Origin of the sequence: Bradyrhizobium sp. S3.12.5, assembly GCF_040548225.1 — a bacterium.
Lineage (GTDB): Bacteria > Pseudomonadota > Alphaproteobacteria > Rhizobiales > Xanthobacteraceae > Bradyrhizobium > Bradyrhizobium cytisi.
Genome location: NZ_JBEPRF010000006.1, coordinates 237,821 through 260,693, shown reverse-complemented (window position 1 = coordinate 260,693; position 22,873 = coordinate 237,821). Strand labels below are relative to the sequence as shown.

Genomic DNA, 22,873 nt, shown 5'->3' with positions numbered 1-22,873 from the left:
CCCTACTTTAGGGTCTCGATGACTTCACGCATCCAGCCGGTAATTGCCTGACATGACCACCAAAAACGACGTTGTCGAAGCCATCGGCAACACCCCGCTCATCAAGCTCAAGCGCGCCTCCGAGCTGACCGGCTGCACCATTCTCGGCAAGGCCGAGTTCATGAATCCCGGCCAGTCGGTCAAGGACCGCGCCGGCAAATGGATGATTCAGGAAGCCGAGAAACGCGGCGAGCTGAAGCCGGGCGGCCTCGTGGTGGAAGCGACCGCCGGCAACACCGGCATCGGGCTGGCGGTGGTCGCCAGCGCGCGCGGCTATCGCACGCTGATCGTGATCCCGGAGACGCAGAGCCAGGAGAAGAAGGATTTTCTGAAGCTGTGCGGCGCCGAGCTCTTGGAATCGCCGGCACTGCCCTATTCCAATCCGAACAACTACCAGCATGTCGGCCGCCGCCTTGCCGACGAGTTGCGCAAGACCGAGCCGAACGGCGTGTTGTTCGCCGACCAGTGGAACAACCTCGACAACGCCAAGGCGCATTACGACTCGACCGGCCCCGAGATCTGGGAACAGACCAGCGGCAAGGTTGACGGCTTCGTCTGCTCGGTCGGCAGCGGCGGCACGCTCGCCGGCGTCAGCCGCTACCTGAAAGAGAAGAACAAGGACATCCGGATCGCCTGCGCCGATCCGCACGGCGCCGGCATGTTTGAATACTTCAGGACCGGCGAAGCCAAGGCAACGCCAGGCGACTCCATCACGGAAGGCATCGGGCTCGGCCGGAAAACCGCGATCGTCGAGAGCGCCAAGGTCGATGACGCCTATCTCATTCCCGATGCCGAAGCGGTCACGGTGATCTACGAGCTGCTCCAGCACGAAGGCCTCTGCCTCGGCGGGTCCACCGGCATCAACATCGTCGGCGCGATGCGGCTCGCCAAGCAGCTCGGACCCGGCAAGACCATCGTCACCATTCTCTGCGATTCCGGCAGCCGCTATCAGTCAAAGCTGTTCAACGCCGACTTCATGCGCGCCAAGAACCTGCCGGTGCCGGAATGGCTGGAGAAGCGCAGCAACGTCAAGCTGCCGTTCGTCTAGCTCCAGGCTCTCAGCTCCAAGTTGGGCGCGCCGTGCCTTGCGACACGCGCGCAAGGCGCTGGTCCGATGCCGACGGCTTGCCGGCTGCGCGCGCGGGCGGCTCGAAGGGGTTGGTGTAAGAGCCCTCGTTGTCGGCGCCCGGCCAGAAGGTGAGCGCCAGCAGCAGAGCGAGATTGACCAGCCCGCCGAGCATCGTGCCCTGATGCTCCTGGCCGATCGCCCAGGCCGAAAACCGGCCTGCCGCCACATGATCCACGATCATGAGCGCGATCCAGGCCGGGATCACGCAGACCGGATCCCAGCCGATGTCGCGGATGCGCATCGATTGCAGCGTGAAGGTCACAACGCCGAAGAACACCACCGCCGCAATGATGGCCCAGTTTCGGGTGAGATCTTCGGGATGGACCATGCTCGGTGATGTCGTGCGCAACGCGGCCATTGCGATCGCAAAACAGATCGCGGTCATCACGATCGCCAGCACGACCGTGGCCAGAAAGAAATGCAGGCGCCCAAGGCGGGCATTGAGGCCGAACACGAAGCCGAGCATGCGACACATCCCCTTTTTGGGGCGTTATGCGCAGAAAGAGCTTTCGGACGCATGAAGCGGCGGGGTGTCGAAAGGTGTTATGGTTTTTAGCTGGCGATGAAATTGCGTAAAAGTTTACGCTTCGGCGCGGTCGTGCGGCGGTGCGGTAGGGTGGGCAAAGCGCAGCGTGCCCACCATTCCGCTGGCGATCGCGGAGAGATGGTGGGCACGGCGCAAGAGCGCCTTTGCCCACCCTACGAGATCAAACCTTGCCGGCCGATCGGCGGCCCCTCCGGGATGTCGCGGGAATCAGCGCAGGATCTGGCTCAGGAACAGTTTGGTGCGGGCATGCTGCGGGGTGGCGAAGAATTCGTTCGGCGTGTTGGCCTCGATGATCTGGCCGGCGTCCATGAACACCACGCGGTTGGCGACCTCACGGGCAAAGCCCATTTCGTGGGTCACGACCAGCATGGTCATGCCCTCCTTCGCCAGGTCGACCATGGTGTCGAGGACCTCCTTGACCATTTCGGGATCGAGCGCCGAGGTCGGCTCGTCGAACAGCATCACCTTCGGGTTCATGGTCAGGGCGCGCGCGATCGCGACGCGCTGCTGCTGGCCACCTGACATCTGGCCGGGGAACTTGCTGGCCTGGTGCGGGATCTTGACCCGCTCCAGGAATTTCATCGCGGTTTCCTCGGCGTCCTTCTTTGGGATGTTGCGCACCCAGATCGGCGCCAGCGTGCAATTGTCCAGCACCGTCAGATGCGGAAACAGATTAAAGCTCTGGAACACCATGCCGACTTCGCGGCGCACCGCGTCGACATGCTTGAGGTTCGGCCCGAGCTCGATGCCGTCGACGACGATCTTGCCCTCCTGGAATTCCTCGAGCGCATTGATGCAGCGGATCAGCGTCGATTTGCCCGAGCCCGAGGGCCCGCAGATCACGATGCGCTCGCCCTTGTTGACCTCGAGGTCGATGTCGCGCAGCACATGAAACTCGCCGTACCATTTGTTGAGGCCGGAAATGTTGACGATGGGATCAGCGGACATGATGACCTCGATCAGTTGCGGCGGTGGATGTTGAGGCGGCGCTCGACGAAGAGCGAGTAGCGCGACATTCCAAAGCAGAAGATGAAGTAGATGATACCGGCGAAGGCAAAGCCGGTGAACGCGGTCGACGGCGTCGACCATTTCGGATCCGAGAACGAAGCCCGGAGCGAGCCCAGCAAGTCAAACAGCGCCACGATCGAGACCAGCGAGGTGTCCTTGAACAGCGAGATGAAGCTGTTGACGAGGTTCGGAATGACGTGGCGGAGCGCCTGCGGCAGCACGATCAGCGAGGTCGTCTTCCACCAGGACAGCCCCAGCGCCGCCGCCGCCTCGTTCTGCCCGCGCGGGATCGCGGCGAGACCGCCACGGACGTTCTCGGCCTGGTAGGCGCCGGTGAACAGCGCGATGCCGATCAGCGCGCGCACCAGGCCGTCGACAGTGAAATTGCCCGGCAGGAACAACGGCAGCATGTAGGTGGCGAAGAACAGCACGGTGATCAGCGGCACGCCGCGCCAGAACTCGATGAAGGCGATCGAGAAGATCCGGATCAGGGGGATTGAGGCGCGCCGGCCGAGCGCCAGCGCAATGCCGATCGGCAGAGAGGTGACGATGCCTGTCACGGAGACCACCAGTGTCACCAGCAGCCCGCCCCAGAGATTTGTCGCGACGATCGGCAAGCCGCCGTGGTCGAGCCCCATCAGCTTGATAACCATCGCGATGGCGACGAAGGTGGCGATGCTCGACGCGAGCGCGCGCCACCCCGTGCGAATGCCGCCGCCGAGGACAAAGGCGATCAGCGAGACGAACGCCGTCGTGATGGCAAAATCGACCCAGACCGACTGGCCCGTCCCCTGGAGCTGGTCGCGCAGCCAGGTCAGCGGGTAGATCAGCCAACGGATCGCAATGCCGACCAGCACGATGAGATTGCCGACAACCCACAGCAGCGGCGCGATGGCCGATGTCTTGCTCAGGCTGAGCAGCACGTGCCCGGCGCTAACGATGCTGTCATCGAACAGTTCCAGCAGGCCGGCGGTCCAGCTCAAGCCGAAGCCGCTGATGCCGCCACCATGCAGGAGAAAGAACGCGACGACCGGAAAGGCGAAGAAGAACAGGCTGGCGTTGAGGCCCTTGGCAGGCAGGCGTGGAATCAGCAGCGGCAGGAGCAGTGCTGCCGCCAGGATCAGCGCGAGATTGACGCGCCAGCGCTCGGCCTCGGGATAGAAACCATAGATCAACTGCGGCAGCTTGGCCTGAATGTAGGGCCAGCAGGCGCCGACGGTAAATCCGGCGTTCTCGGCGAGGCAGGCGCCGCGGTCGTTGCCGCTCCAGACCGCATCGACGATCAGGAACCTGATGGACGGAATGATGGTGAACCAGAGCAGCAAGGCGCTGACGATCGTGAGCAGGATATTGGTCGGCGAATTGAACAGGCGGGTGCGCAGCAGGCCGACAAAGCCGGTGGTCTTGACCGGCGCGGGACGCTCGGCGACGAGGTCCCGACGGACGAAGGATGACGCCATGATGTCGGTCATGCGCCGAGGCTCCGGTTCAGGCGCCAGCCGTAGATGCTCATCACGCCGCTGGTGACGAGCGAGATCAGGAGGTAGACGCCCATCGTCATCGTGATGATCTCGATTGCCTGCCCGGTCTGGCTCAGCGACGTGCCGGCCCATACCGACACGAGGTCGGGATAGCCGATCGCGACCGCGAGCGAGGAATTCTTGGTAAGGTTGAGATACTGGTTGGTCAGGGGCGGCACGATCACGCGCATCGCCTGCGGCACCACGATCAACCGCAGCGTGGTGCCGCGACTCAGGCCCAGCGAGGATCCCGCCTCCATCTGCCCCTTGTGGACTGACTGGATGCCGGCGCGCACGATCTCCGCAATAAAGGCCGCGGTATAGGTCGACAGCGCCAGCGCCAGCGCCACGAATTCCGGAATGACGCGCGCGCCGCCGGCGAAATTGAACCCCTTGAGCTGCGGCAGCTGGACGGTGATGGGCAGACCAAACACCAGCATGGTGACAAGCGGCAGCCCGATGATGAGGCCCAGCACATATGGCCAGATGTGGATCATCTGTCCGCGCAAGAACAATGCCCGCCGCGCATGGATGCGCAAGCCCAGCGCGGCGACGACGCCGAATGCCAGCGCTGCCAGGAACGGCTCCAGACCGGCCTGGCCGATCGGCTGTGGAATGACGAGACCGCGATTGCTGATAAAGGCGATGCCGAGCAGCGAGATGCTCTGTCGCGGATTGGGCAGCGCCGCGAGCACCGCCAGGTACCAGAACAGGATCTGGAACAGGAGCGGCTGGTTGCGGATGAGCTCGACATAGATCTCGCCGATACGCGACACCAGCCAGTTCGGCGACAGCCGGCACAACGCGACGATGAAGCCGATCACTGTAGCGAACACGATGCCCACCGCAGAGACCACGAGCGTGTTCAACAGCCCGACCACGAACACCCGCAGGAACGTGTCAGAGCCGGTATAGGAAATCAGGGTCTGGTTGACGTCGAAGCCGGCATTGTTCGCGAGGAAGCCGAAGCCGGCGGCAATGTGCTGGTTTTCGAGATTGGCGCGGGCATTCGAGATGATCTCGTAGGCAATCCAGCCCAGCACCGCCGCGAAGGCAAACTGGACGGCGACGCCGTTCCAGCCTGCCTTGCCACCCAGAAGCCGCCTGATCTTCAGCGCGATCTGGAGCGGCGGTTTACGAGCTTCGGTGCTCATTGCCATGTGCCGGCTGATCGGGCCGGATCAGCGGATCGGCGGCGCGTACTGAAGACCACCCTTGTTCCAGAGATTGTTGAGACCGCGGTTGATCGCGAGCGGCGAGCCCGCGCCGACGTTGCGATCGAACACCTCGCCGTAATTGCCGACGGCCTTCACGATCCGGATCACCCAATCCTTGGTCAGGCCGAGCTGTTCGCCGAAATTGCCGTCGGTGCCGAGCACGCGTTTCAGCTCCGGATTCTCCATCTTGGCTTTCTCGTCGACGTTCTTCGAGGTCACGCCGAGCTCCTCGGCGGTGATCATGGCGAACAGCGTCCATTTCACGATGTCGAACCACTGGTCGTCACCGTGGCGCACCATCGGTCCGAGCGGCTCCTTCGAGATGATCTCGGGGAGAACCATGTGGTCGTTGGGATTGGCGAGCTTCAGACGGTTGGAGTAGAGGCCGGACTGGTCGGTGGTGAAGACGTCGCAGCGCCCGGCCTCATAGGCCTTGACGGTCTCGTCGTTGGTGCCGAACGCGATCACCTCGTACTTCATGTTGTTGGCCTTGAAGTAGTCGGCGAGGTTCTGCTCGGTGGTGGTGCCGGTCTGCACGCAGACCGAGGCGCTGTTCAGCTCCAGCGCCGAATTGACCTTGAGCGACTTCTTCACCATGAAGCCCTGCCCGTCATAATAGGTCACGCCGGTGAAGTTGGCGCCGAGCGAGGTATCGCGGGAGATGGTCCAGGTGGTGTTGCGCGAGAGCACGTCGATCTGGCCGGACTGCAGCGCGGTAAAGCGGTCCTTGGCGGAGGTCGGCACGAATGTGATTTTAGTCGGATCGTTGAAGATCGCGGCCGCGATGGCGCGGCAGACGTCGACGTCGAGCCCGGTCCAGTTGCCCTTGTCATCGGGCGAGGAGAAGCCCGGCAGGCCCTGGCTGACGCCGCAGGACAGCGTGCCCCGGTCCTTGATGGTCTTGAGCGTTTGTGCGTCGGCGGCCTGGGCAGAGAGGCCGACGGCGAGAGCAAGAGAGAAAGCCAGGGTCACGCGTTTCATGGGCTTCAAGCCTTTCAAAGTCATCTCAAGGTCGGGAACGGTGTCTCTGCCAAGACTTTCCCTACAAAAAGGGTAGCCTTGCAAGAGTCATGCTGGAAAACCTTGCCGAACACTCGCCCATCCCGGGAGGCCATACCTTAATCCTCGTCGCAGGCGCCCGCACTTGAGGCCGTGGCGCAAGGTCCGGTCAGGCGATGGATCGAAGGTCGCGGCAGGCCCCTCAACATGCAGCGACTGAATAGCACCCGCGCATCACAGAACGACTGGCGAGCCGGGTCAAGGGGTTGACGGGACTCTTCTGTGTTCTGTTATTAACGTCGGTGGCCCCCAGGCCGCCCCGACCGCGCGATCCGCGCCCGGCGGAAACGCTTTTTGAAAGCAGACGCATGGATTCCTCGCACCCCGCACAGCAGCACGCCGAAACCCGGCTGGTCACCTCCGGCCGCGACACCAAGGCGCAGAAGGGGTTCGTCAATCCGCCGGTGTTCCACGGCTCGACCGTGCTCTATCCGACCGCCGAGGACCTGCACGCCCATCGCGGCGAGTTCACCTATGGTCGTCACGGCACCCCGACCACGCGGGCGTTCCAGGACACGCTGATGGCGCTGGAGGGGCCACAATGCGCTGGCGTCGGCATCGTGCCGTCGGGCCTGTCGGCGATCTCGACCACCCTGCTCTCGGTCTTGAAGACCGGCGACCATCTGCTGGTCTGCGACAATGTCTATCGTCCCACGCGCAATTTCTGCAACGGCATGCTCGCCCGCCTTGGCATCGAGACCACCTATTTCGATCCGCTGATCGGCGCTACCATCGAGAAGCTGTTCAAGCCCAACACCCGCGCGGTGCTGGTCGAGGCGCCGGGCTCGCAATCGTTCGAGATGCCGGATATCCGCGCCATCGCTCAAATTGCGCATGCGCGCGACGCGCTCGTCATCGACGATAACACCTGGGCCACGCCGCTCTATCACCGCTCACTCGAGCAGGGCGTCGACATCAGCATGATGGCTGCCACCAAATATATCGGTGGCCATTCCGATATCATGTTCGGCACCATCTCGGCCAACGCCAAGACCTGGCCGCAGATCGCGGAAGGCATCCGCCTGCTCGGCGTCTGCGCAGGCCCCGACGACGTTTTCCTGGCGCTGCGCGGCCTGCGTACGCTGTCGGTCCGCCTCGCGCAGCATCATCGCTCCGGTCTCGACATGGCGCACTGGCTGGCCAGCCGGCCCGAGGTCGCGCGCGTCCTGCACCCGGGCCTCGAGACCGATCCGGGCCACGCCATCTGGAAGCGCGACTTCACCGGCGCCTCCGGCCTGTTCAGCATCGTGCTGAAGCCCGTGCCGCAGAAGGCCGTCGACACCATGCTCAACACGCTCAAGCTGTTCGGCATGGGTTTTTCCTGGGGCGGCTTCGAGAGCCTCGCGATTCCCTTCGATTGCACCGACTATCGCACGGCGACGAATTGGGCGCCGGACGGTCCGACACTGCGACTGCATATCGGGCTCGAGAGCACCGACGACCTCAAGGCCGATCTCGATCGCGGCTTTGCGGCCCTCAAAGCGGCAATGTGAGCCTGCTCACAAGGCATTGCGCCTGCGGACGCGCCAAGACACGCCGCGGGAACGTGCAAGCACCGAATGCGTTAACGCCGACGCGCCAACAAGGGGTTTGATCCGCTGGCGTTTGGCGTTAGCCTGCCCCTTCGACTCCAATCCGGACACGGAGCATGGGAACGTTGGTTCTGCTCGATCTGATGGGCGGCGTAGCGCTGTTGCTGTGGGGCCTCCATATGGTCCAGAGCGGCATCCTGCGCGCCTTTGGCCCCGACCTGCGACGCCTGCTCGGCAAGGCACTCGGCAACCGCTTCAGCGCGCTCGCTGCGGGCCTGGGCCTCACCGCGCTACTTCAGAGCAGCACGGCGACCGCACTGCTCACCAGCTCCTTTGCCGCCGAGGGTCTGCTCAGCCTCGTCGCCGCGCTCGCCATCATGCTGGGGGCCAATGTCGGCACGACGCTGATCGTGCAGGCGCTGTCGTTCAATATCGCGGCCGTAGCTCCCGTACTGTTCGTTCTCGGCCTCGTCGCCTTCCGCTCCGGCCCGCGCTCGCGGATCAAGGATATCGGCCGTATCGCGATCGGCCTTGGATTGATGCTGTTGTCGCTGCACATCCTGCTCGACACGCTGGCGCCGGCGGAGAACGCACCGGGCGTGCGCGTCGTGATGTCGGCGATCACTGGCGATCCGGTTCTGTGCATCATCGTCGCCGCGCTTCTGACCTGGGCCGTGCATTCAAGCGTCGCCAGCGTGCTGCTGATCATGTCGCTGGCCTATTCGCAGTTCATCACGCCCGATGCGGGGCTGGCGCTGGTGCTCGGGGCCAATCTCGGCAGCGCCGTCAACCCCGTGTTTGAAGGCGCAAAACGCGACGATCCCGCGAGCTATCGCCTGCCGGTCGGCAATCTCGTCAATCGCATCGTCGGCATTGCGCTGGTCCTGCCGTTCCTGGGCACGATCGCGGGCCACATGCACGCCTGGCAGCCCGATCTCGCCAAGATGATTGCGGCCTTCCACATCGCCTTCAACGTGGGCACGGCCGTCATCTTCATCGGCCTGCTCGACACCATGTCGCGCCTGCTGACAAAGCTTCTGCCGGATCGCGTGCAGGAAACCGACCCGGCCCGCCCCCGCTATCTCGACGAGACGGCGCTGGAGACGCCCTCGCTCGCGCTTGCGGACGCTGCCCGCGAGACGCTGCGCATGGGCGATCTGGTCGAGGTCATGCTGCGCAAGGTGATGGCCGCGATGATGACCGGCGACCGCTCGCTGGTCGACCAGGTCTCGAAGACGGACAATGTGGTCGACAGTCTCGACGAGGCCATCAAGCTCTATGTCACCAAGCTGACCCGCGGCAGCCTCGACGAGAGCGAGGGAAGGCGTGCGATGGAGATCATCTCCTTCGCCATCAACCTCGAGCATATCGGCGATATCATCGACAAGAATTTGAGCGAGCTCGCGACCAAGAAGATCAAGCGGCGCTTCCAGTTCTCGGCTGAGGGCGCAGACGAGCTCGCCGCGTTCCACAAGCGCACGATGGATTCGCTGCGGATCGCCTTCGGCGTCTTCATGTCGGGCGATGCCAACGAGGCCCGCAAGCTGCTGGTGGAAAAGACTGCGCTGAAGAACACCGAGCTCGCTGCCGTCGAACGCCATCTCGACCGCCTGCGCGAGGGCCGCCCCGAGACCATCGAGACCACGTCGCTGCATCTGGACGTGCTGCGCGATCTGCGCCGCATCCACTCGCATATCTGCTCGGTCGCCTATCCCGTGCTGGATGCGGCCGGCGAGCCCTATCGCCGGACCGAGGCGGAGACGAACGCCCTGCCCGCCTCGGGCGCCACGGCGCTGCCGCGCTAGGGCTGCGACGCGACGCGCGGCTTGACTTGCGTGATGGCGACGCCGGAGATCGCGAGCAGCCCGCCGACGATCAGCTTCGGCGTCATGCGCTCGCCCAGGAACAATACGCTCGAGATCAACGCAAACACCGGCAGCAGCAAGCCAAACGGTGCGACGCGCCCCATCGAGCAACGCCCGATCAGCCAGAACCAGAGGCTGAACCCGACAATGCCGCCGATGAAGATCGTGTAGGCGAGCGCCAGCCAGCCACGTCCATCCGCCGTGACAAGGCTCGCCAGCTGTCCATGTTCGAGGAGCAACGACATCAACATGACCTGCGGCACCGTGAGCAGCGACGCCCACCCCATCAACATCAGGGGATCAAAAGGGCCGTAGCGCTTCGTCAAGACGTTGGACACCGCGAACGCGAAGGCTGCCCCGACCACAAGCAGCAGCGGCAGTGCGTTTGCGGACAGGCCAGGCCCCGCCACCAACACGACCACGCCGACGAAAGCAAGCACCACTCCGGCGGACGTAGTTAGAGACGGCCTCTCCGCGAGCAGCGGCCAGGCCAGCAGGACGGTGAAAGGCGGCGCGAGTTGATATGCAACGGCCGACATGCTTCCCGAGCCGAGCCCAAGGCCAACATAGAACAGCCCGAAGTTCAGTCCACCAAGGAAAAACGAAATAGCTGCGATAGGGCCGAACTGTTGCCGCGTGGGGCTTTTGACAACGGGAACAAGCAGCAACGCGATGGCCAGAAAGCGTATCGCGAGGAAGAAGAGCGGCGGAAACTCCGTAACGCCCACCTTGATGGCCACGAACTGATAGCCCCAGAGCAAGGGAACGGCCACCGCGCAGACGATCTGGATGGCGGACATGGCACCTTTCCTTTCAAGACCGATCAGTCCAAATATCGACGCGCCAATAGCGGAGACGTCCATGGGTTGTTTATCTAATGAAACGGTCGAGAAGAGCGTCAACGGTGGCTTGCGACGTGTTTCGCGTCGGTGCCGTTTTGGCAACCACTCGCAGCCCCCAAAGGAAGCAGATGAGAATTCGGGCGGCACTTGAAGGCTCAACACCGTCGGCCAGCTGCCCCGCCGCCTTCGCGCGGGATAGTGCGTTCGCCACCCTGCCCTCCATCGCCTTAAAGTAGCCCGCGACGCGCCGGCCAACCTCGGCATCCTGGCCCGCCAGCTCCATGGCGGTAGCCACCAGCAGGCAACCGCGCCGCCCGTTGCCCCCGCTGGTGCGCTCGACGTAACCGGCCAGGTAGGCCTTGAGGCCGTCAATCGGATCCTTGCGCGGGTCGAATTCGAACTCCATCCGCGCCAGGGCATCGGCAATGTAGCGATCGAGCGCCCGCAGGAAGAGCGAGTGCTTGTCGCCAAAGGCGGCGTAAAGGCTGCCGCGCGAGAGCTTGGTTGCCCGCAGTAGGTCGGGCAGCGCCGTGCCGTGATAGCCGCGCGACCAGAACACATCCATCGCACGTTCGACCGCGGCCTCGATGTCGAAACCTCGGGGCCGCCCACGCGGCGAGTGCACAGGGGATTCGTGGCGCATGCCCAATATATGAACCGATCGGTCTTGAAATAGCAAGCGCGTTTTGGATCGGTTCCGAACAGCTTTTGGGAGGTTTGCGGCCTAGTCCCGGATCAGCGGTCCAATGTCTTCGACGTCCGGCCGCGGTTCCTGATGATCAGCATGATGTTGCGGACATAGATGATCGTTGCCAGCGCCTGTCCGAGAATGATGACGGGCTCGCGCTTGACGACGCCGTAGACCAGCGTCATCAACCCGCCGCCCATCGAGCAGAACCAGAACGCCATCGGCACCACGCTGTTGCCGGCGCGCTCGCTCGCAATCCACTGCACCAGGAAGCGCGCGGTGAAAAACAGTTGCGCGACCAGGCCGAAGGCGAGCCAGAAATCGAACTTGGCGACGAAGACGTCGTAGAGATAGTTGTTCAGCGCCTGGCCGTATTGGATGATCATGCCTTCACCTCAGTCACTTCTGGCGCCGGCTTCTTGCGGCGGATCAGCCACCACACGCCGGCGAGATCCATGATCCCGATCCACAGCCGGTCGAAGAAGCCGTAATTGGACACTCCGGAATGGCGCGGCCGGTCGATCACGTCGACATAGGCGATGTCAAAACCTTCGCGGCGGACCAGCGCCGGCAGAAACCGATGCAGCCCGTCGAAATAGGGCATCATCAAGAACACCTCGCGCCGGAATGCCTTCAGCCCGCAACCGGTGTCGCGCGTGCCGTCCTTCAGGATGCCGTTGCGGATGCCGTTTGCTACGCGCGACTGGAATTTCTTGAAGCCGGTGTCTTTGCGCCCGACCCGCTGTCCCGCGGCAAGCCCGACATTTGCGCCCTTCTCGACCGCGGCAATCAGATCCGGCAGGAAGACGGGATTGTTCTGGCCGTCGCCATCGAGCGTCGCCACGATCGCGCCGCGGGCCGCACGCACGCCGCTGCGCACCGCCGCCGACTGGCCGCCCGATTTGGCATGACGCAGCTGCCGCAGATTGTCCCGCTCCGCCATGATCGCCGCGAGCCGCTCGCCGGTCGCATCGGTCGAGCCGTCGTTGACATAGATGATCTCATAGGCCCAGCGGCCATCGAGCGCGGCCGTGATCTCCTCGATCAAAGGCGCAATGTTGTCGGCTTCGTTGCGCACGGGGACGACGATGGAAACCGAAGGCTGGGACGACGACAAATCGAAGCTCGTGGTTGGAATTGGCCTGCCTCCGGGGGGAACCGGCAGCCCCGGGAAGCAGCCGCTTTTATGGGGCGGATGCCCCGCGGGCAACCCTTTTGAGGCGCCCGGGAAGCGGTCCCGGCAGCGGCACGATGGTGCCGTCGGCCCGGATCGCAAAAGCGAGGCGGCGGGCCGCAAACCAGTAACGGACAGCCATGGCGCCGATCATGCCGACCAGCGCACCGGCCGTGACGTCGCTCGGGTGATGCGCCAGCAGCACCAGGCGCGTCAGAATGATCACGACCGCGTAGGTGAACATGAACACGCGCAGACGCGGCCATAGCGCTGAGACCGCAAAGGCGAGCGCGAACGCCGTGATTGCATGGCCTGAAGGCAGGCTCGCATAGGCTCCCGTTCCCTCGAACGGGATGAAGTTGAACGGATCGGCCTTGCCGCCGACGAAGGGCCGGCCCCGACCGATCAGATATTTCAGGATCTCTCCGGCGAACACCGACAGGGCAACAGACAGAAACAAGAATTGGAGCCGCGTGCCCAAGCCCAATAGCAGTACGCGGCGGGCGCCGTGGAGCCCCGCCGCAACGAGCGCCACGACAACCAGCGCAACTCCCAGCACCGAGAGCACATACTCGTCCTGGCCGAAATCGGTGAGGATGCGGATCGGCCAGAGCGCCGGCGTGCCGCGCGCCGGCATCAGCTGGATCTCGGTCCCGTCGAACGCGACCATCAGCACGATAATCAGAGCAGCGCCCGCCGCACTGAGCCACAGCGAATGCCGCGCCAGCTTTCGCGCGGCCTCGGCGCGGCGCGAATGCGAGGGCGTACGCACGAGCTGAGCCAACGCACCGCCAAAGATCGCGAGCAATTGCGCGGGGTAGCTCGCGCGCGGCGCAATATCGGTTGAGGCCGGCATCCTACTCGGTGCCCTCGGAGCGGAAGATCGAGATCGAGATCGCGCGTCCCTGTGAGAAATTATAGCCGTCGATGCGCGCCCCAACCTTGTAGCGCAGCCCGATCGCCTCGGCGCGCTGGACGAAGCTGCGCTCCGAGCGCTGCTCGATCAGCGCAAACCGGCAGCTTCCCTGCCTGAGGAAATCGGCGGCTCCCGATCCGTCGGTCAGCAGCGTCTGGGTGCCGGTCAGAAACACGAGGCTCGGCTCATGATAGCCGGCCGACGCCGCCTTCGGCCCGACACAGGTGACGTTGCGCAGCGCGCGCGCGACCTCGATGCTCGGAAACAGCGGCGTCAGCGACGGCAGCACGATGCCGTAGACCACGACCGCCAGCATCAGCGCCGCGACCAGCGCGTTGAGCACCGAGCGTTCGGCTCGGTTGCTGTCGAAGAGCCACCAGGCGAACAGGCCGAAAATCAGCGAGGCCGCGATGAACGGCCAGGCCGCGAAGGCCGGCTGCCGCGTCAGCACGACGGCGCCGACGACTGCGATGATCGAGCCGCCCGCGGGGATCGCGAACCACCAGGCCGAGCCGCGCGCCAGCCAGGAGCGCGACAGCACATTCCGCTCCAGCGCGCCGGCGGTGAGGATCGCAATCGCGGGATAGAGCGGCAGCACGTAATGCGGCAGCTTGGTCAGCACCGCCTCGAACACGATCCAGGACGGGATCAGCCAGGCCAGCAGGAACTGCGCGCCGGGCTCGCGCCGCGCCCGCCACACCGCAGGCGCCGCCATCGCCGCGAGCGGCGCGCCCGGCCAGAAGGTGATCCAGAACAGCGCCAGGTACAGTCCGGGCGGCGCGCCATGGGATTCCTGCGCGCCGATCTTGCTCAGCATGTCGCCGCCGACGGAGTCGGCGAAGAAGGCATCGCCCGCGCGCCAGAAGATCGCGATGAACCAGGGCAGCACCAGCACCAGCAGCCACATCAGGCCCCAGAGCGGACGCAGCTTCCACAGCCATGAAGCATCGCGGTCCTGGATCGCGAGCGCAACGATCGTCAGGCCCGCGAACATCAGGATCAGCGGGCCCTTGATCAGGATGCCGACGGCGAGCGCGGTCCAGAAGATCGCAGGCCAGCTCCAGGGCGGATGGGTTTCGTCCTCGGCGCGCTGCCAGGACAGATAGGCGCGTGCCATCGCGCCCATTGCGGCGACCACGCAGAACAACAGCATCGCGTCGGTCTTGGCGAGCCGCGCCTCGACGCCGAGCAGCACGGAGGAGCACATCAGAAGCCCGGCAAGGACCGCGGCGCGCCGCGTCACGAAGCCAAGCGCCGCCCAATAGGTCATCAGCACGGCGCCGATCGCCCCCAACAACGACGGCAGCCGGTAGACCCAGATCCGGAGTTCAGCCTTCGGCAGCTTTAGCGCCGTCGCGACTTCGACCGCGGCGGATTGCAACCAGTAGATGCCGACCGGCTTCTTGTAGCGCACGTCCTCCTGGAAGCGGATGTCGACATAGTCGCCGCTCTCGACCATCTGCTTGGTGGCCTGCGCAAAGCGCGCCTCATCGCGGTCGACCGGCGGAATCGTGAAGAAGCCGGGCAGGAAGAGCAGTAGCGCGCACAGCACGAGGAAGGCCACAGCGCGGGCGTGGCTGGCGGTGACAAGGTCGAGCATCAGCACGAGCCGGCTGCCCGGATTCACAGGCGTTTTCGGCTCTCGGGGCGCTCCAAAACGGGGAGTCGGATAGGTCTCGGCCATTGGTTCCGCTTACGCTGAAACCGCCATCGCCACAACCGCTTGAGCCACAGTCATTGAATTCGAATGACAACTGTGTCCGCGGCGCCAACGGCGTCGATCACGGTCAGCCGTGCAAAGCCCGGGCCGGGCGGATCGATCAGGCGCTGGCGCCGCCCGTCGATCTCGCCGAGCGCGGTACCGTTGACCATGACAGTCATCGGCAACACCCCGCCGGCGACCTTCACCGGCATGGCGGAAGCCTCGGCCCCGCCCGAGCGATCCACGTCGATCCGGGAGCCGTTGAGCGGGAACTGGATGTGGAGCGCCTGCTCGCCGCCGGTTCGGACGAGCTCCCCGACCGGACGAAACCGCTTCAGCGGCAACGGCAACTTCGCGTTGCTGGCGACCAGGGTTCCCTTGGGCGGCTTCGGCAGCGGCGTCAACGTCTTGCCGGTCCGCGCGAAGGCATCGAACAGAATGGGCGCAGCGGCGACACGGCCAATCAAGCCGGGAACCGGCGCGCCGTCGGGCCGGCCGACCCAGACGCCGATCGTCATGCGGCCGTCGAACCCGACCGACCACGCGTCGCGATAGCCATAGGAGGTGCCGGTCTTGAAGGCGATACGGTTGTGGGCGGCGTTCTCCGGCGGTGGGGTTCCGAGAAGCACGTTGCCGACCTGCCAGGCCGCGACCTGATCCAGCAGCCGCAGCGGCTCGCGGTCGTCCACGGCCGCCATGACCTCGCGCAGCGGCTTGGTGGTGCCGAGCCGGGCGAAGCCCGCATAGAGCTGGGCGAGATCCTGCAGCGTCACGCCGACGCCGCCGAGGCCCATCGCGAGCCCCGGTGCTTCGTCTTTGGGCAAAACCAGATTGCCGCCGGCCTGCCGCAGCCGCGAGGCCAGCCGGCTCGCGCCGACGCGGTCGAGCAGCACGATCGCCGGCACGTTCAGCGACAGCTGCAGCGCCTTCTTCACCGGCACCGTGCCCTGGAACCTCATGTCGAAATTTTCCGGCGCGTAGGAGCCGAAGCGGACCGGACGGTCGTCGATCAGGCTGTCGGGGTGGACAAAACCGTCCTCGAAGGCGAGCCCGTAGATGAACGGTTTCAGCGTCGAGCCCGGCGAGCGGATGGCGCGGGTCATGTCGACCTGCCCTGCCCGGCTCTCGTCGAAATAATCGGCAGACCCCACGCGTGCGAGCACGTCGCCGCTCTCATTGTCGACCACGATGATGCCGACCGAGATGTTCGGCCCCAGCGCAATCGCGCGGTCGCGCGCCAGGGGCTCGAGCACTTTCTGGAGATTGGAATCCAGCGTCAGCTTGATGACCGGCGCATCCTTGACGGTTGTCAGCGCGCTGTCGGACGCGTGCGGCGCCAGGATCGGCATCGGCTTGCGTAGCTTTGGCACCGGCACGGCTTGGGCCTGCTTCGCCTCGTCGGCGCTGACCACATGCTCCTCGACCATGCGGTCGAGCACGCGGTCGCGGGCGATGCGCGCGGCGTCCGGATAGCGGTCGAGCCTGCGCGTCTCCGGCGATTGCGGCAGCGCGACCAGTAGCGCTGCTTCCGCCAGCGACAGCCGCTTCGGCTCCTTGCCGAGATAGGCGATGGAGGCGGCACGGATACCTTCGAGATTGCCGCCATAGGGTGCGAGCGCGAGGTAGAGGTTGAGAATCTCGTCCTTGCTCAGCGTCCGCTCCAGCTCGATCGCGCGCACGATCTGGTGCAGTTTTGCGTAGAGCGAGCGCTGCCGCCTCGGCTCCATCAGCCGGGCGAACTGCATCGAGATGGTCGAGCCGCCGGACACGATGTGGCCGCGCGTGGTGAGCTGCACCGCGGCGCGGCCCAGCGCCAGCGGATCGATGCCATCATGGGCGTAGAAGCGCTGATCCTCATAGGCGAACAACAGCTTGAGATAGGTTGGATCGACATTGGCTTTCGCATCGACCGGCAGCCGCCAGCGCCCGTCGGCCATGGCATAGGCGCGCAGCAGTTTTCCATTGCGGTCGACGACCGTGGTCGAGACGCGGCGCGCCTCGTCGAGCGGCAGCGGACCGAGGGAATAGACCCAGCCGACGAAGGTGCCGATGGCAAGGATGAATGTGAACGCAGTTATTGAGAGGATACGAGCACCGTATCCCCGCACTCCGTCATGGCCGGGCTTGTCCCGGCCATCCACGTTCTGACTCGCGGCACCAAAGTCCGTGGATGCCCGGGACGTCCGCGCGAAGACGCGCTTCGCGCTTTTGCCCGGGCATGACGGCGGAGTTGCTGGCTCGTTCGGAGCATCAGTCATTCCAAACACTCACTTCGCCGCCCGCACCTCGACAGTGCCCGTGCCGGTGCGGCCGTAGCGCGAGGGGTTGTACATGTCCTCGACATAGGCCTGCGGCAGCACGTATTTGCCGGGCGAGACCACGCGCACGACATAGGCGACGGTGAAGACCGCCTTGGAGTCCGAGGCGCGATCCACGGCCGCCGTAAAGCGGTCGTCGCGGAACTCGGTATCCTCCGGCTCCTGGCCGTCCTCGATCCAGTCCAGCGTGCCACTGTCGCCCGACGACACCAGCTTGGGATTGTCGATCTCAAGACCTGCCGGGAGATAGTCGGACACCATGATGTGGCCGTACTCGGGCTTCGCCTCCGTAATGTTCAACACCACGGCGAAGCGATCGTTCTGCTTGACCTTGCTGATATCGGCGGGCTTGCCATCGAGCGTGAAGTAATTACGCTCGATCTTGAAGCCGTTCGATGCAGCCGGCTCCGGCGTGACCGGAGAGCCCGACACCGAGATCACCGCCTGCACCGGCGCGTCGCCGGTGTTGGTGATCTTCAGCGGCTTGCCGCTCAGCGTGTCCGCCTTGTAGCTGCGGTAGAGCGCGGTCTTGACGCTCTGGCCGTCGACCTCGATCGAGAGGTTTTCCTTGGCCAGCGCCCGCGCCGCCAGCACCAGCCAAGCATTCTCCTGCGTCGAGGTGTAGGGCGTGAGCCCGCGCGCGGTTTCGACCCGCATCACGGCTTGCGTCAGCGTCGCCTTGGGCGCGTTGCCTTCGCTTGCGAGCGAGACCAGTGCTGCGGCATCGCGCAGCTGCGAGCCGTAGTCGGTGCGACCGAACTCCAGCACCGGCTTTGGCGCGAGGCTATCGAGCGCCGCGCCATAGACCCGCTCCGCACGGTTGCGATCGCCTACCAAAGCGAGCGCCGCCGCGAGCTGCGACTTCGCAATCGGCGTCGCCAGGTTGTTCAGCTTGGTATCCGCGAGATAGCGGAGATCTCCGATCGGCGCCGCGCCGTTGCGGGCGAGCACATAGAGGCCGTAGGCGAGATCGCGCCCGCCATCCTTCTCCGGCTCATTGCCGTTGACGACCGAGTTGCGGATACGATCCAGCGCGTTCTTGAACAGCACGTCCGGCACCACAAAGCCCTTTTCGCGGGCGCGGGTGAGGAAGTCCGTCACATAGGCATCGAGCCAGGCATCATCGCCGCCCGCCGACCACAGGCCGAACGAGCCATTGGAGCCTTGACGGGCCAGGAGCCGCTCGATCGCATCGCGGATGCGCTGGTCGACTTCGGTGTCCATCGCGAGATGTGCCCCGGCCGCGAGATCGTTGACGTAGAGCAGCGGCATGGCGCGGCTCGTGATCTGCTCCGAGCAGCCATAGGGATAGCGGTCGAGCGCTTTGAGGATCGTCGCCGCGTCCAGCGCGGTCGACAGGCTCGCCGAGACAGAGACGCTGCCCGTGCCCGGCACGAGATCGGAGAACATGTCCGATGTCAGTGTCAGGCTCTCGCCCTTCGCCAGCGTCCGGATCGAGCGCCGCGCCAGCACCTGGGTTGCCGCCTTGACGTCGAGCGCATAGTGGCGCGCGAGCGCAAGGCCGTTCGGTCCCTTGATGTCGACGTCGAGCGTCGCCTGCCCCGCCGCGGTCGCGTCAATCGCAAGCGTGAACGAATTGCGCTGCTTGGCGGCGAGCTTGACGGTGGTTGCGGCATTGCCGGTCATCTTCACCGGACCGCCGGTCTTCACGTTGATGATGTAGTCGCCGCCCTCGCCCTCGACATTGTCAATCTCGAGATTGACCGTGCCATGGTCGCCATTGAGCAGGAAGCGCGGCAGGGTCGTGGTTAGCACCACGGGATCGCGGATCACCACGTCCGTGTTGGCGCGGCCGAGCTTGGTCGCGGTCCACGCCACCGCCATCACGCGCGCGGTGCCGGCGAACTCCGGAATATCGAAGCTCACTTCCGCACTGCCGTCGGCGCCGACGGTGACGATGCCCGAATAGAGGGCGAGCGGCTTCTGCGCGGGCGGCGAGCCCTGGAGCTCGGCAGCGCCGGCGTCGCCGCCTGACTTGATCTGGCCGCGCGTGCCCGACATGCCGTCGATCAGTTGCCCATAGAGATCGCGGATCTCCGCGCTCAGGCGGCGCTGGCCGAGATAATAATCATCCGGCGCCGGCGGCTTGTAATTGGTGAGGTTGAGAATGCCGACATCGACCGCAGCGATCACGATTTTGGCGTCCTCGCCCGGATTGAGCCCGTCGAGCTTGACCGGAATCTTCAGCGTCGCATTCGGCCGGATCAGCGCCGGCGGCGTCAGCTTGACCTGGAGCGTGCGCGTCTGCTTGTCGATGCCGAACCATTTCAGGCCGATGGCGCGGCCCGGCATGCGCTGGGCAGCCGCATCAAGCGGACGGCGCAACGTCGCCACCACATGGGCGCCTGTGCCCCAGTCCTTGCCGACCGGGAGCTTCACCTGCGCGGTGCCTTCGTTGACGTCGATGGTCTGCGTCGTCAGCAGGCGATCGCCGAGCACGTTGACGGTGAGCTTGCCGGCGGAGCGGACATTGACCGAGACGGTCATGATGTCGCCGGAAGCGTATTGCGGCTTGTCGATCGAGGTCTCCAGCAGGTCCGGCGTATCGGCGCTGCCGTCGGAATACCAGCCGACGTCGAACTGCACCGAGGTTACCGGGCCGTCGGCATCGTTCGACTTCACGTCGAGCCGGTAGCGACCGGGCTTGGGCGCCAGCGTGATCCGCGTTGGCTTGTCGGCGGCAATGGTGGCGTCGCCGTCGGCAACGCGCGAGGTCGACTTGACCGGCTCATACTCCCAGTAATTGTTCTGGCGGTACCATTGGTAGCGCGACTCCATCTTCAGGAGCTCGTAGCGCAACCCGTCGCGGGGAAGCGTCTTGCCCTCGGGCGAGACGAACACGATATCGAACTCGGCCTTGTCGCCTTCCGCGACGTTCTTGTCGCCAAAGAGCGGCTTGATGCCGATCAGCGCAGTCGCCGGCGCAACCGGGAGCACGAGCTTGCGCTCGACGGCACGGCCGCCGGTCTCGACCATGCGGACGAAGATCTGCGCCTCCTGCGGACGCGTCGAGGCCGGCTGCTTTTCCAGTGTCACCGGGAATGTAGCAACGCCATTGGCGTCGGCTTCCGGCAGGTTCTCCAGCGGCGTGCGCTCGTTCGAGGTGGTCTGCTCGTCGTCGACGCCGAACTGGAAGCCGGCATAGCCCGGGCGTTCGCTCGCGGGCGCGATCAGCATGTCGCCCTCGAGCTGAAGGCCGGATGCGGGCGCGCCATAGAGGAAATGACCGTCGGCCTTAAGCTCCACAGGAGCGTTAGCTTTGATCAGCTTGTCCTTGGCCGACAAGTCGAATTCGATCCGATCGGGGACGTAGTCCTCGACCATGAATGTGGTCTCGCCGACCGATGAGCCCTTCGGATCGGTGAAGGCGCGCACCCGCCAGGTGCCGGTCGGAACGGCCGAGTTCAGCGGCACGGCAAGCGTGCGGCCGCCGGCGCCCTGGTCGGACAGCACGGCGCGGCGGAATTCAACGCCGTCGGGGCGCTCGATCACCAGGGTCAGCGGTCCACCATTGACGGCATTGCCCTGCCCGTCGCGCAGCAGTGCGGTGAGATAGACCGTCTCGCTGGAGCGATAGACGCCGCGCTCGGCATAGACGAAAGCGTCGGCGCCCGCGGGCACCGCGCGGCCCGCAACGCCGCGGTCGGACAGGTCGAAGGCCGAGGTCTTCAGGCTGAGGAAGGCGTAGTCGGCCTTCTCGCTTGTGACGGTCAGCATCGCCGGCGACAGGCCGCCCTCGCCGCGCGCCAGCCCCGCCTCGAACAGCACGTGGCCGCTCTCGTCGGTCTTGCGCGTCGCCAAAATCTCGTTGTTGCGGGCGACCAGCCGTACCTCGGCTTTGCCGACCGGATCGGTCGAGGCCAGCGAGTTGACGAACACGTGGATGCCGTCATTGCCGGAATAGGCCGTGACGCCGAGATCGGAGACGATGAACCATTGGGTGGCGAGCTGGTAATCGTCGTCGCTGCCCGGGCCCTTGGCCGCTGCCGTCATCACATAGACGCCGGGCTGGAGCTCACCGAGCGCCTGGTCGACCGGAAAAGCGGTGATGACGTCCTGGTTCAGCGTCGTCGCAGTCGCGAGCTCACCGGACCAGACCTTTACGCCGCGCTCGCCGCCAAGATCGCTGAGCTGGTACTTTGACAGCGTCTTCTGGAAGTCGCTGTCGACCACCGTGTTGATCAAATTGCGATCGCCGATCCGGAACACGTTGACGGTAACCGCTGGCGTGTTGACGCTGACCACGGGAATGCCGCGCTGGCCCGTGCGCGGCAGCACATAGGCGCGGCTGGTGAAGCGCACGAACGGCTTGCGGTCGCGCACATAGATGTTGAACTCGGCCGATTTCGGCAGGCCTTCCTTCACGGTCGACGGCAGGCCGGCGCGCAGATTGATGTTGTAGCGCTCGCCGTGCTTCAGCCCGTCGACGCAGAGCTGCCTGCCCTCGGCCGACAGGGCCGGCTTGTCCTGGCCGGCAAGCGCAAGGAACGGCGCGAAGTCGGTGCGCTTGGCGAGCTCTTCCGAGAACTGGAAGCAGGCACGCGGGCTCGCCGAATCCGAGTCCACGGTATAATCGAGCAGCCGGAAGCCGTGCTCGTCGCGCAGCTTCTCGTAATTGCCGCGAACATCGGCGACCTCGCGCATATCGAGCGACAGCCGCAGCGCATCCAGCGCCGGCCGCCACAGTTTGCGTTCGGAGAGCGACTTGCCGAGCACGGCGAGCGCATCCGCCTCCTCACCCGGATTGCCGGCGCGCATGTAAGCGATGTAGGCAGCGGTCGAGGCGCGCTCCAGCAGGAAGGTCTGCTCGCTCGAGCTCTTCGGCGTGATCTGGAAGATGACTTTTGCGAGCCGCAGCCAGTTGCCGGCGTCCTCAGGCGTGACGGCGGCGATCTGGCCGAGCACCGAGAGCCCGGTGCGGTAATCGTTGCGCTTGAAGGCGGCATCCGCGTCGGTGCGCAAGGTTGCCCCGGTCTTGGCGACCGGCCCCGCCTCGCTCTTGATCTGCGCCTCCAGCTTGATGGCGGAATCGGCGAGATCGTCGCGCTTGAACGCCTTGTCCGTGGCTTGCGCGGCGCAAAGCCCAAGCGCCAGCGTTGCGCAGATGGTGACGGCGCGAACCAGACCGATCATGAAGGGACTCCCGGAAATCGCGGACGAACGCCGCGGCGGTGATAAAGTGCGCGGAAAGGTGACGGACTCAAGGCGATGGAACCAAAGGTGCAAATCGTCGCATTCACCATGGCAAGGCACGCCCAGAGGAGACCGATCGAGATATCGCCGCGCACGCCGTCCT

General features: G+C 65.0%; 16 protein-coding genes. 3 read left to right on the top strand and 13 right to left on the bottom strand.

Going from position 1 to position 22,873, the window contains the following annotated elements; translation table 11 throughout:
* Nucleotides 1-52: 52 nt before the first annotated feature.
* Complete coding sequence (locus ABIC09_RS10990; protein ID WP_148752336.1) at nucleotides 53-1,087, top strand: cysteine synthase A; 1,035 nt, start codon at nucleotides 53-55, stop codon at nucleotides 1,085-1,087.
* A 10-nt stretch (nucleotides 1,088-1,097) separates the two neighbouring features.
* On the opposite strand, the gene ABIC09_RS10985 is transcribed toward ABIC09_RS10990, so the two are convergent.
* The 5 genes from ABIC09_RS10985 to ABIC09_RS10965 form a co-directional block, all read right to left on the bottom strand.
* Entirely contained in the window at nucleotides 1,098-1,634 is a 537-nt protein-coding gene (locus tag ABIC09_RS10985) for a DUF805 domain-containing protein (protein WP_354109260.1), read from the bottom strand.
* Nucleotides 1,635-1,922: 288 nt separating this feature from the next.
* Nucleotides 1,923-2,663 carry an amino acid ABC transporter ATP-binding protein gene (locus ABIC09_RS10980; RefSeq protein WP_354036838.1) on the bottom strand — a complete coding sequence of 247 codons (741 nt, stop codon included), beginning with the start codon at nucleotides 2,661-2,663 and terminating at the stop codon, nucleotides 1,923-1,925.
* 11 nt (nucleotides 2,664-2,674) lie between these two features.
* Nucleotides 2,675-4,195, bottom strand: a complete 1,521-nt coding sequence (locus tag ABIC09_RS10975) for an amino acid ABC transporter permease (protein WP_354109259.1) — start codon at nucleotides 4,193-4,195, stop codon at nucleotides 2,675-2,677.
* Nucleotides 4,192-5,397 (bottom strand): amino acid ABC transporter permease, encoded by a 1,206-nt coding sequence (locus ABIC09_RS10970; protein WP_354109258.1) that lies wholly within the window; start codon nucleotides 5,395-5,397, stop codon nucleotides 4,192-4,194. The genes ABIC09_RS10975 and ABIC09_RS10970 overlap by 4 nt, the downstream gene beginning before the upstream one ends.
* Nucleotides 5,398-5,424: 27 nt before the next feature.
* Nucleotides 5,425-6,441, bottom strand: a complete 1,017-nt coding sequence (locus ABIC09_RS10965) for an amino acid ABC transporter substrate-binding protein (RefSeq protein ID WP_148753932.1) — start codon at nucleotides 6,439-6,441, stop codon at nucleotides 5,425-5,427.
* Between the two features lie 386 nt (nucleotides 6,442-6,827).
* Between ABIC09_RS10965 and metC the strand changes: the two genes are divergently transcribed.
* On the top strand, nucleotides 6,828-8,012 hold the full coding sequence (gene metC / locus ABIC09_RS10960; RefSeq protein WP_354109257.1) for a cystathionine beta-lyase: 1,185 nt from the start codon (nucleotides 6,828-6,830) through the stop codon (nucleotides 8,010-8,012).
* 155 nt (nucleotides 8,013-8,167) lie between these two features.
* Nucleotides 8,168-9,856, top strand: a complete 1,689-nt coding sequence (locus ABIC09_RS10955) for a Na/Pi cotransporter family protein (protein WP_354109256.1) — start codon at nucleotides 8,168-8,170, stop codon at nucleotides 9,854-9,856.
* Here ABIC09_RS10955 and ABIC09_RS10950 read toward each other — a convergent pair.
* The 8 genes from ABIC09_RS10950 to ABIC09_RS10915 form a co-directional block, all read right to left on the bottom strand.
* On the bottom strand, nucleotides 9,853-10,716 hold the full coding sequence (locus ABIC09_RS10950; RefSeq protein ID WP_354109255.1) for a DMT family transporter: 864 nt from the start codon (nucleotides 10,714-10,716) through the stop codon (nucleotides 9,853-9,855). The two genes, ABIC09_RS10955 and ABIC09_RS10950, sit on opposite strands and share 4 nt — an antisense overlap.
* Before the next feature lie 70 nt (nucleotides 10,717-10,786).
* Nucleotides 10,787-11,323: a TetR/AcrR family transcriptional regulator gene (locus ABIC09_RS10945; RefSeq protein WP_246230163.1), complete on the bottom strand. Its 537-nt coding sequence runs from the start codon at nucleotides 11,321-11,323 to the stop codon at nucleotides 10,787-10,789.
* Nucleotides 11,324-11,493: 170 nt separating this feature from the next.
* Nucleotides 11,494-11,832 (bottom strand): lipid-A-disaccharide synthase N-terminal domain-containing protein, encoded by a 339-nt coding sequence (locus ABIC09_RS10940; RefSeq protein ID WP_148753928.1) that lies wholly within the window; start codon nucleotides 11,830-11,832, stop codon nucleotides 11,494-11,496.
* Entirely contained in the window at nucleotides 11,829-12,563 is a 735-nt protein-coding gene (locus ABIC09_RS10935) for a glycosyltransferase family 2 protein (RefSeq protein WP_148753927.1), read from the bottom strand. Before ABIC09_RS10935 ends, ABIC09_RS10940 begins: the two co-directional genes overlap by 4 nt.
* A gap of 67 nt (nucleotides 12,564-12,630) precedes the next feature.
* Nucleotides 12,631-13,476, bottom strand: a complete 846-nt coding sequence (locus ABIC09_RS10930; RefSeq protein ID WP_354082827.1) for a phosphatase PAP2 family protein — start codon at nucleotides 13,474-13,476, stop codon at nucleotides 12,631-12,633.
* 1 nt (nucleotide 13,477) lies between these two features.
* Nucleotides 13,478-15,220, bottom strand: a complete 1,743-nt coding sequence (locus tag ABIC09_RS10925) for an ArnT family glycosyltransferase (protein ID WP_354109254.1) — start codon at nucleotides 15,218-15,220, stop codon at nucleotides 13,478-13,480.
* A gap of 50 nt (nucleotides 15,221-15,270) precedes the next feature.
* On the bottom strand, nucleotides 15,271-17,379 hold the full coding sequence (pbpC, locus tag ABIC09_RS10920; protein ID WP_354109253.1) for a penicillin-binding protein 1C: 2,109 nt from the start codon (nucleotides 17,377-17,379) through the stop codon (nucleotides 15,271-15,273).
* Between the two features lie 126 nt (nucleotides 17,380-17,505).
* Nucleotides 17,506-22,710, bottom strand: a complete 5,205-nt coding sequence (locus ABIC09_RS10915; RefSeq protein WP_354109252.1) for an alpha-2-macroglobulin family protein — start codon at nucleotides 22,708-22,710, stop codon at nucleotides 17,506-17,508.
* Between the last annotated feature and the right edge of the window lie 163 nt (nucleotides 22,711-22,873).

Excerpts from the sequence above, each read along its gene's own strand:
- ABIC09_RS10945 (WP_246230163.1), bottom strand. The coding sequence starts at position 11,323 with ATGGATGTGTTCTGGTCGCGCGGCTATCACGGCACGGCGCTGCCCGAC.
- ABIC09_RS10980 (WP_354036838.1), bottom strand. The coding sequence starts at position 2,663 with ATGTCCGCTGATCCCATCGTCAACATTTCCGGCCTCAACAAATGGTAC.
- ABIC09_RS10930 (WP_354082827.1), bottom strand. The coding sequence starts at position 13,476 with ATGCCGGCCTCAACCGATATTGCGCCGCGCGCGAGCTACCCCGCGCAA.
- ABIC09_RS10955 (WP_354109256.1), top strand. The coding sequence starts at position 8,168 with ATGGGAACGTTGGTTCTGCTCGATCTGATGGGCGGCGTAGCGCTGTTG.
- ABIC09_RS10970 (WP_354109258.1), bottom strand. The coding sequence starts at position 5,397 with ATGAGCACCGAAGCTCGTAAACCGCCGCTCCAGATCGCGCTGAAGATC.
- ABIC09_RS10925 (WP_354109254.1), bottom strand. The coding sequence starts at position 15,220 with ATGGCCGAGACCTATCCGACTCCCCGTTTTGGAGCGCCCCGAGAGCCG.
- ABIC09_RS10975 (WP_354109259.1), bottom strand. The coding sequence starts at position 4,195 with ATGACCGACATCATGGCGTCATCCTTCGTCCGTCGGGACCTCGTCGCC.
- ABIC09_RS10985 (WP_354109260.1), bottom strand. The coding sequence starts at position 1,634 with ATGCTCGGCTTCGTGTTCGGCCTCAATGCCCGCCTTGGGCGCCTGCAT.
- ABIC09_RS10950 (WP_354109255.1), bottom strand. The coding sequence starts at position 10,716 with ATGTCCGCCATCCAGATCGTCTGCGCGGTGGCCGTTCCCTTGCTCTGG.
- ABIC09_RS10990 (WP_148752336.1), top strand. The coding sequence starts at position 53 with ATGACCACCAAAAACGACGTTGTCGAAGCCATCGGCAACACCCCGCTC.
- ABIC09_RS10915 (WP_354109252.1), bottom strand. The coding sequence starts at position 22,710 with ATGATCGGTCTGGTTCGCGCCGTCACCATCTGCGCAACGCTGGCGCTT.
- ABIC09_RS10965 (WP_148753932.1), bottom strand. The coding sequence starts at position 6,441 with ATGAAACGCGTGACCCTGGCTTTCTCTCTTGCTCTCGCCGTCGGCCTC.
- metC (WP_354109257.1), top strand. The coding sequence starts at position 6,828 with ATGGATTCCTCGCACCCCGCACAGCAGCACGCCGAAACCCGGCTGGTC.
- ABIC09_RS10940 (WP_148753928.1), bottom strand. The coding sequence starts at position 11,832 with ATGATCATCCAATACGGCCAGGCGCTGAACAACTATCTCTACGACGTC.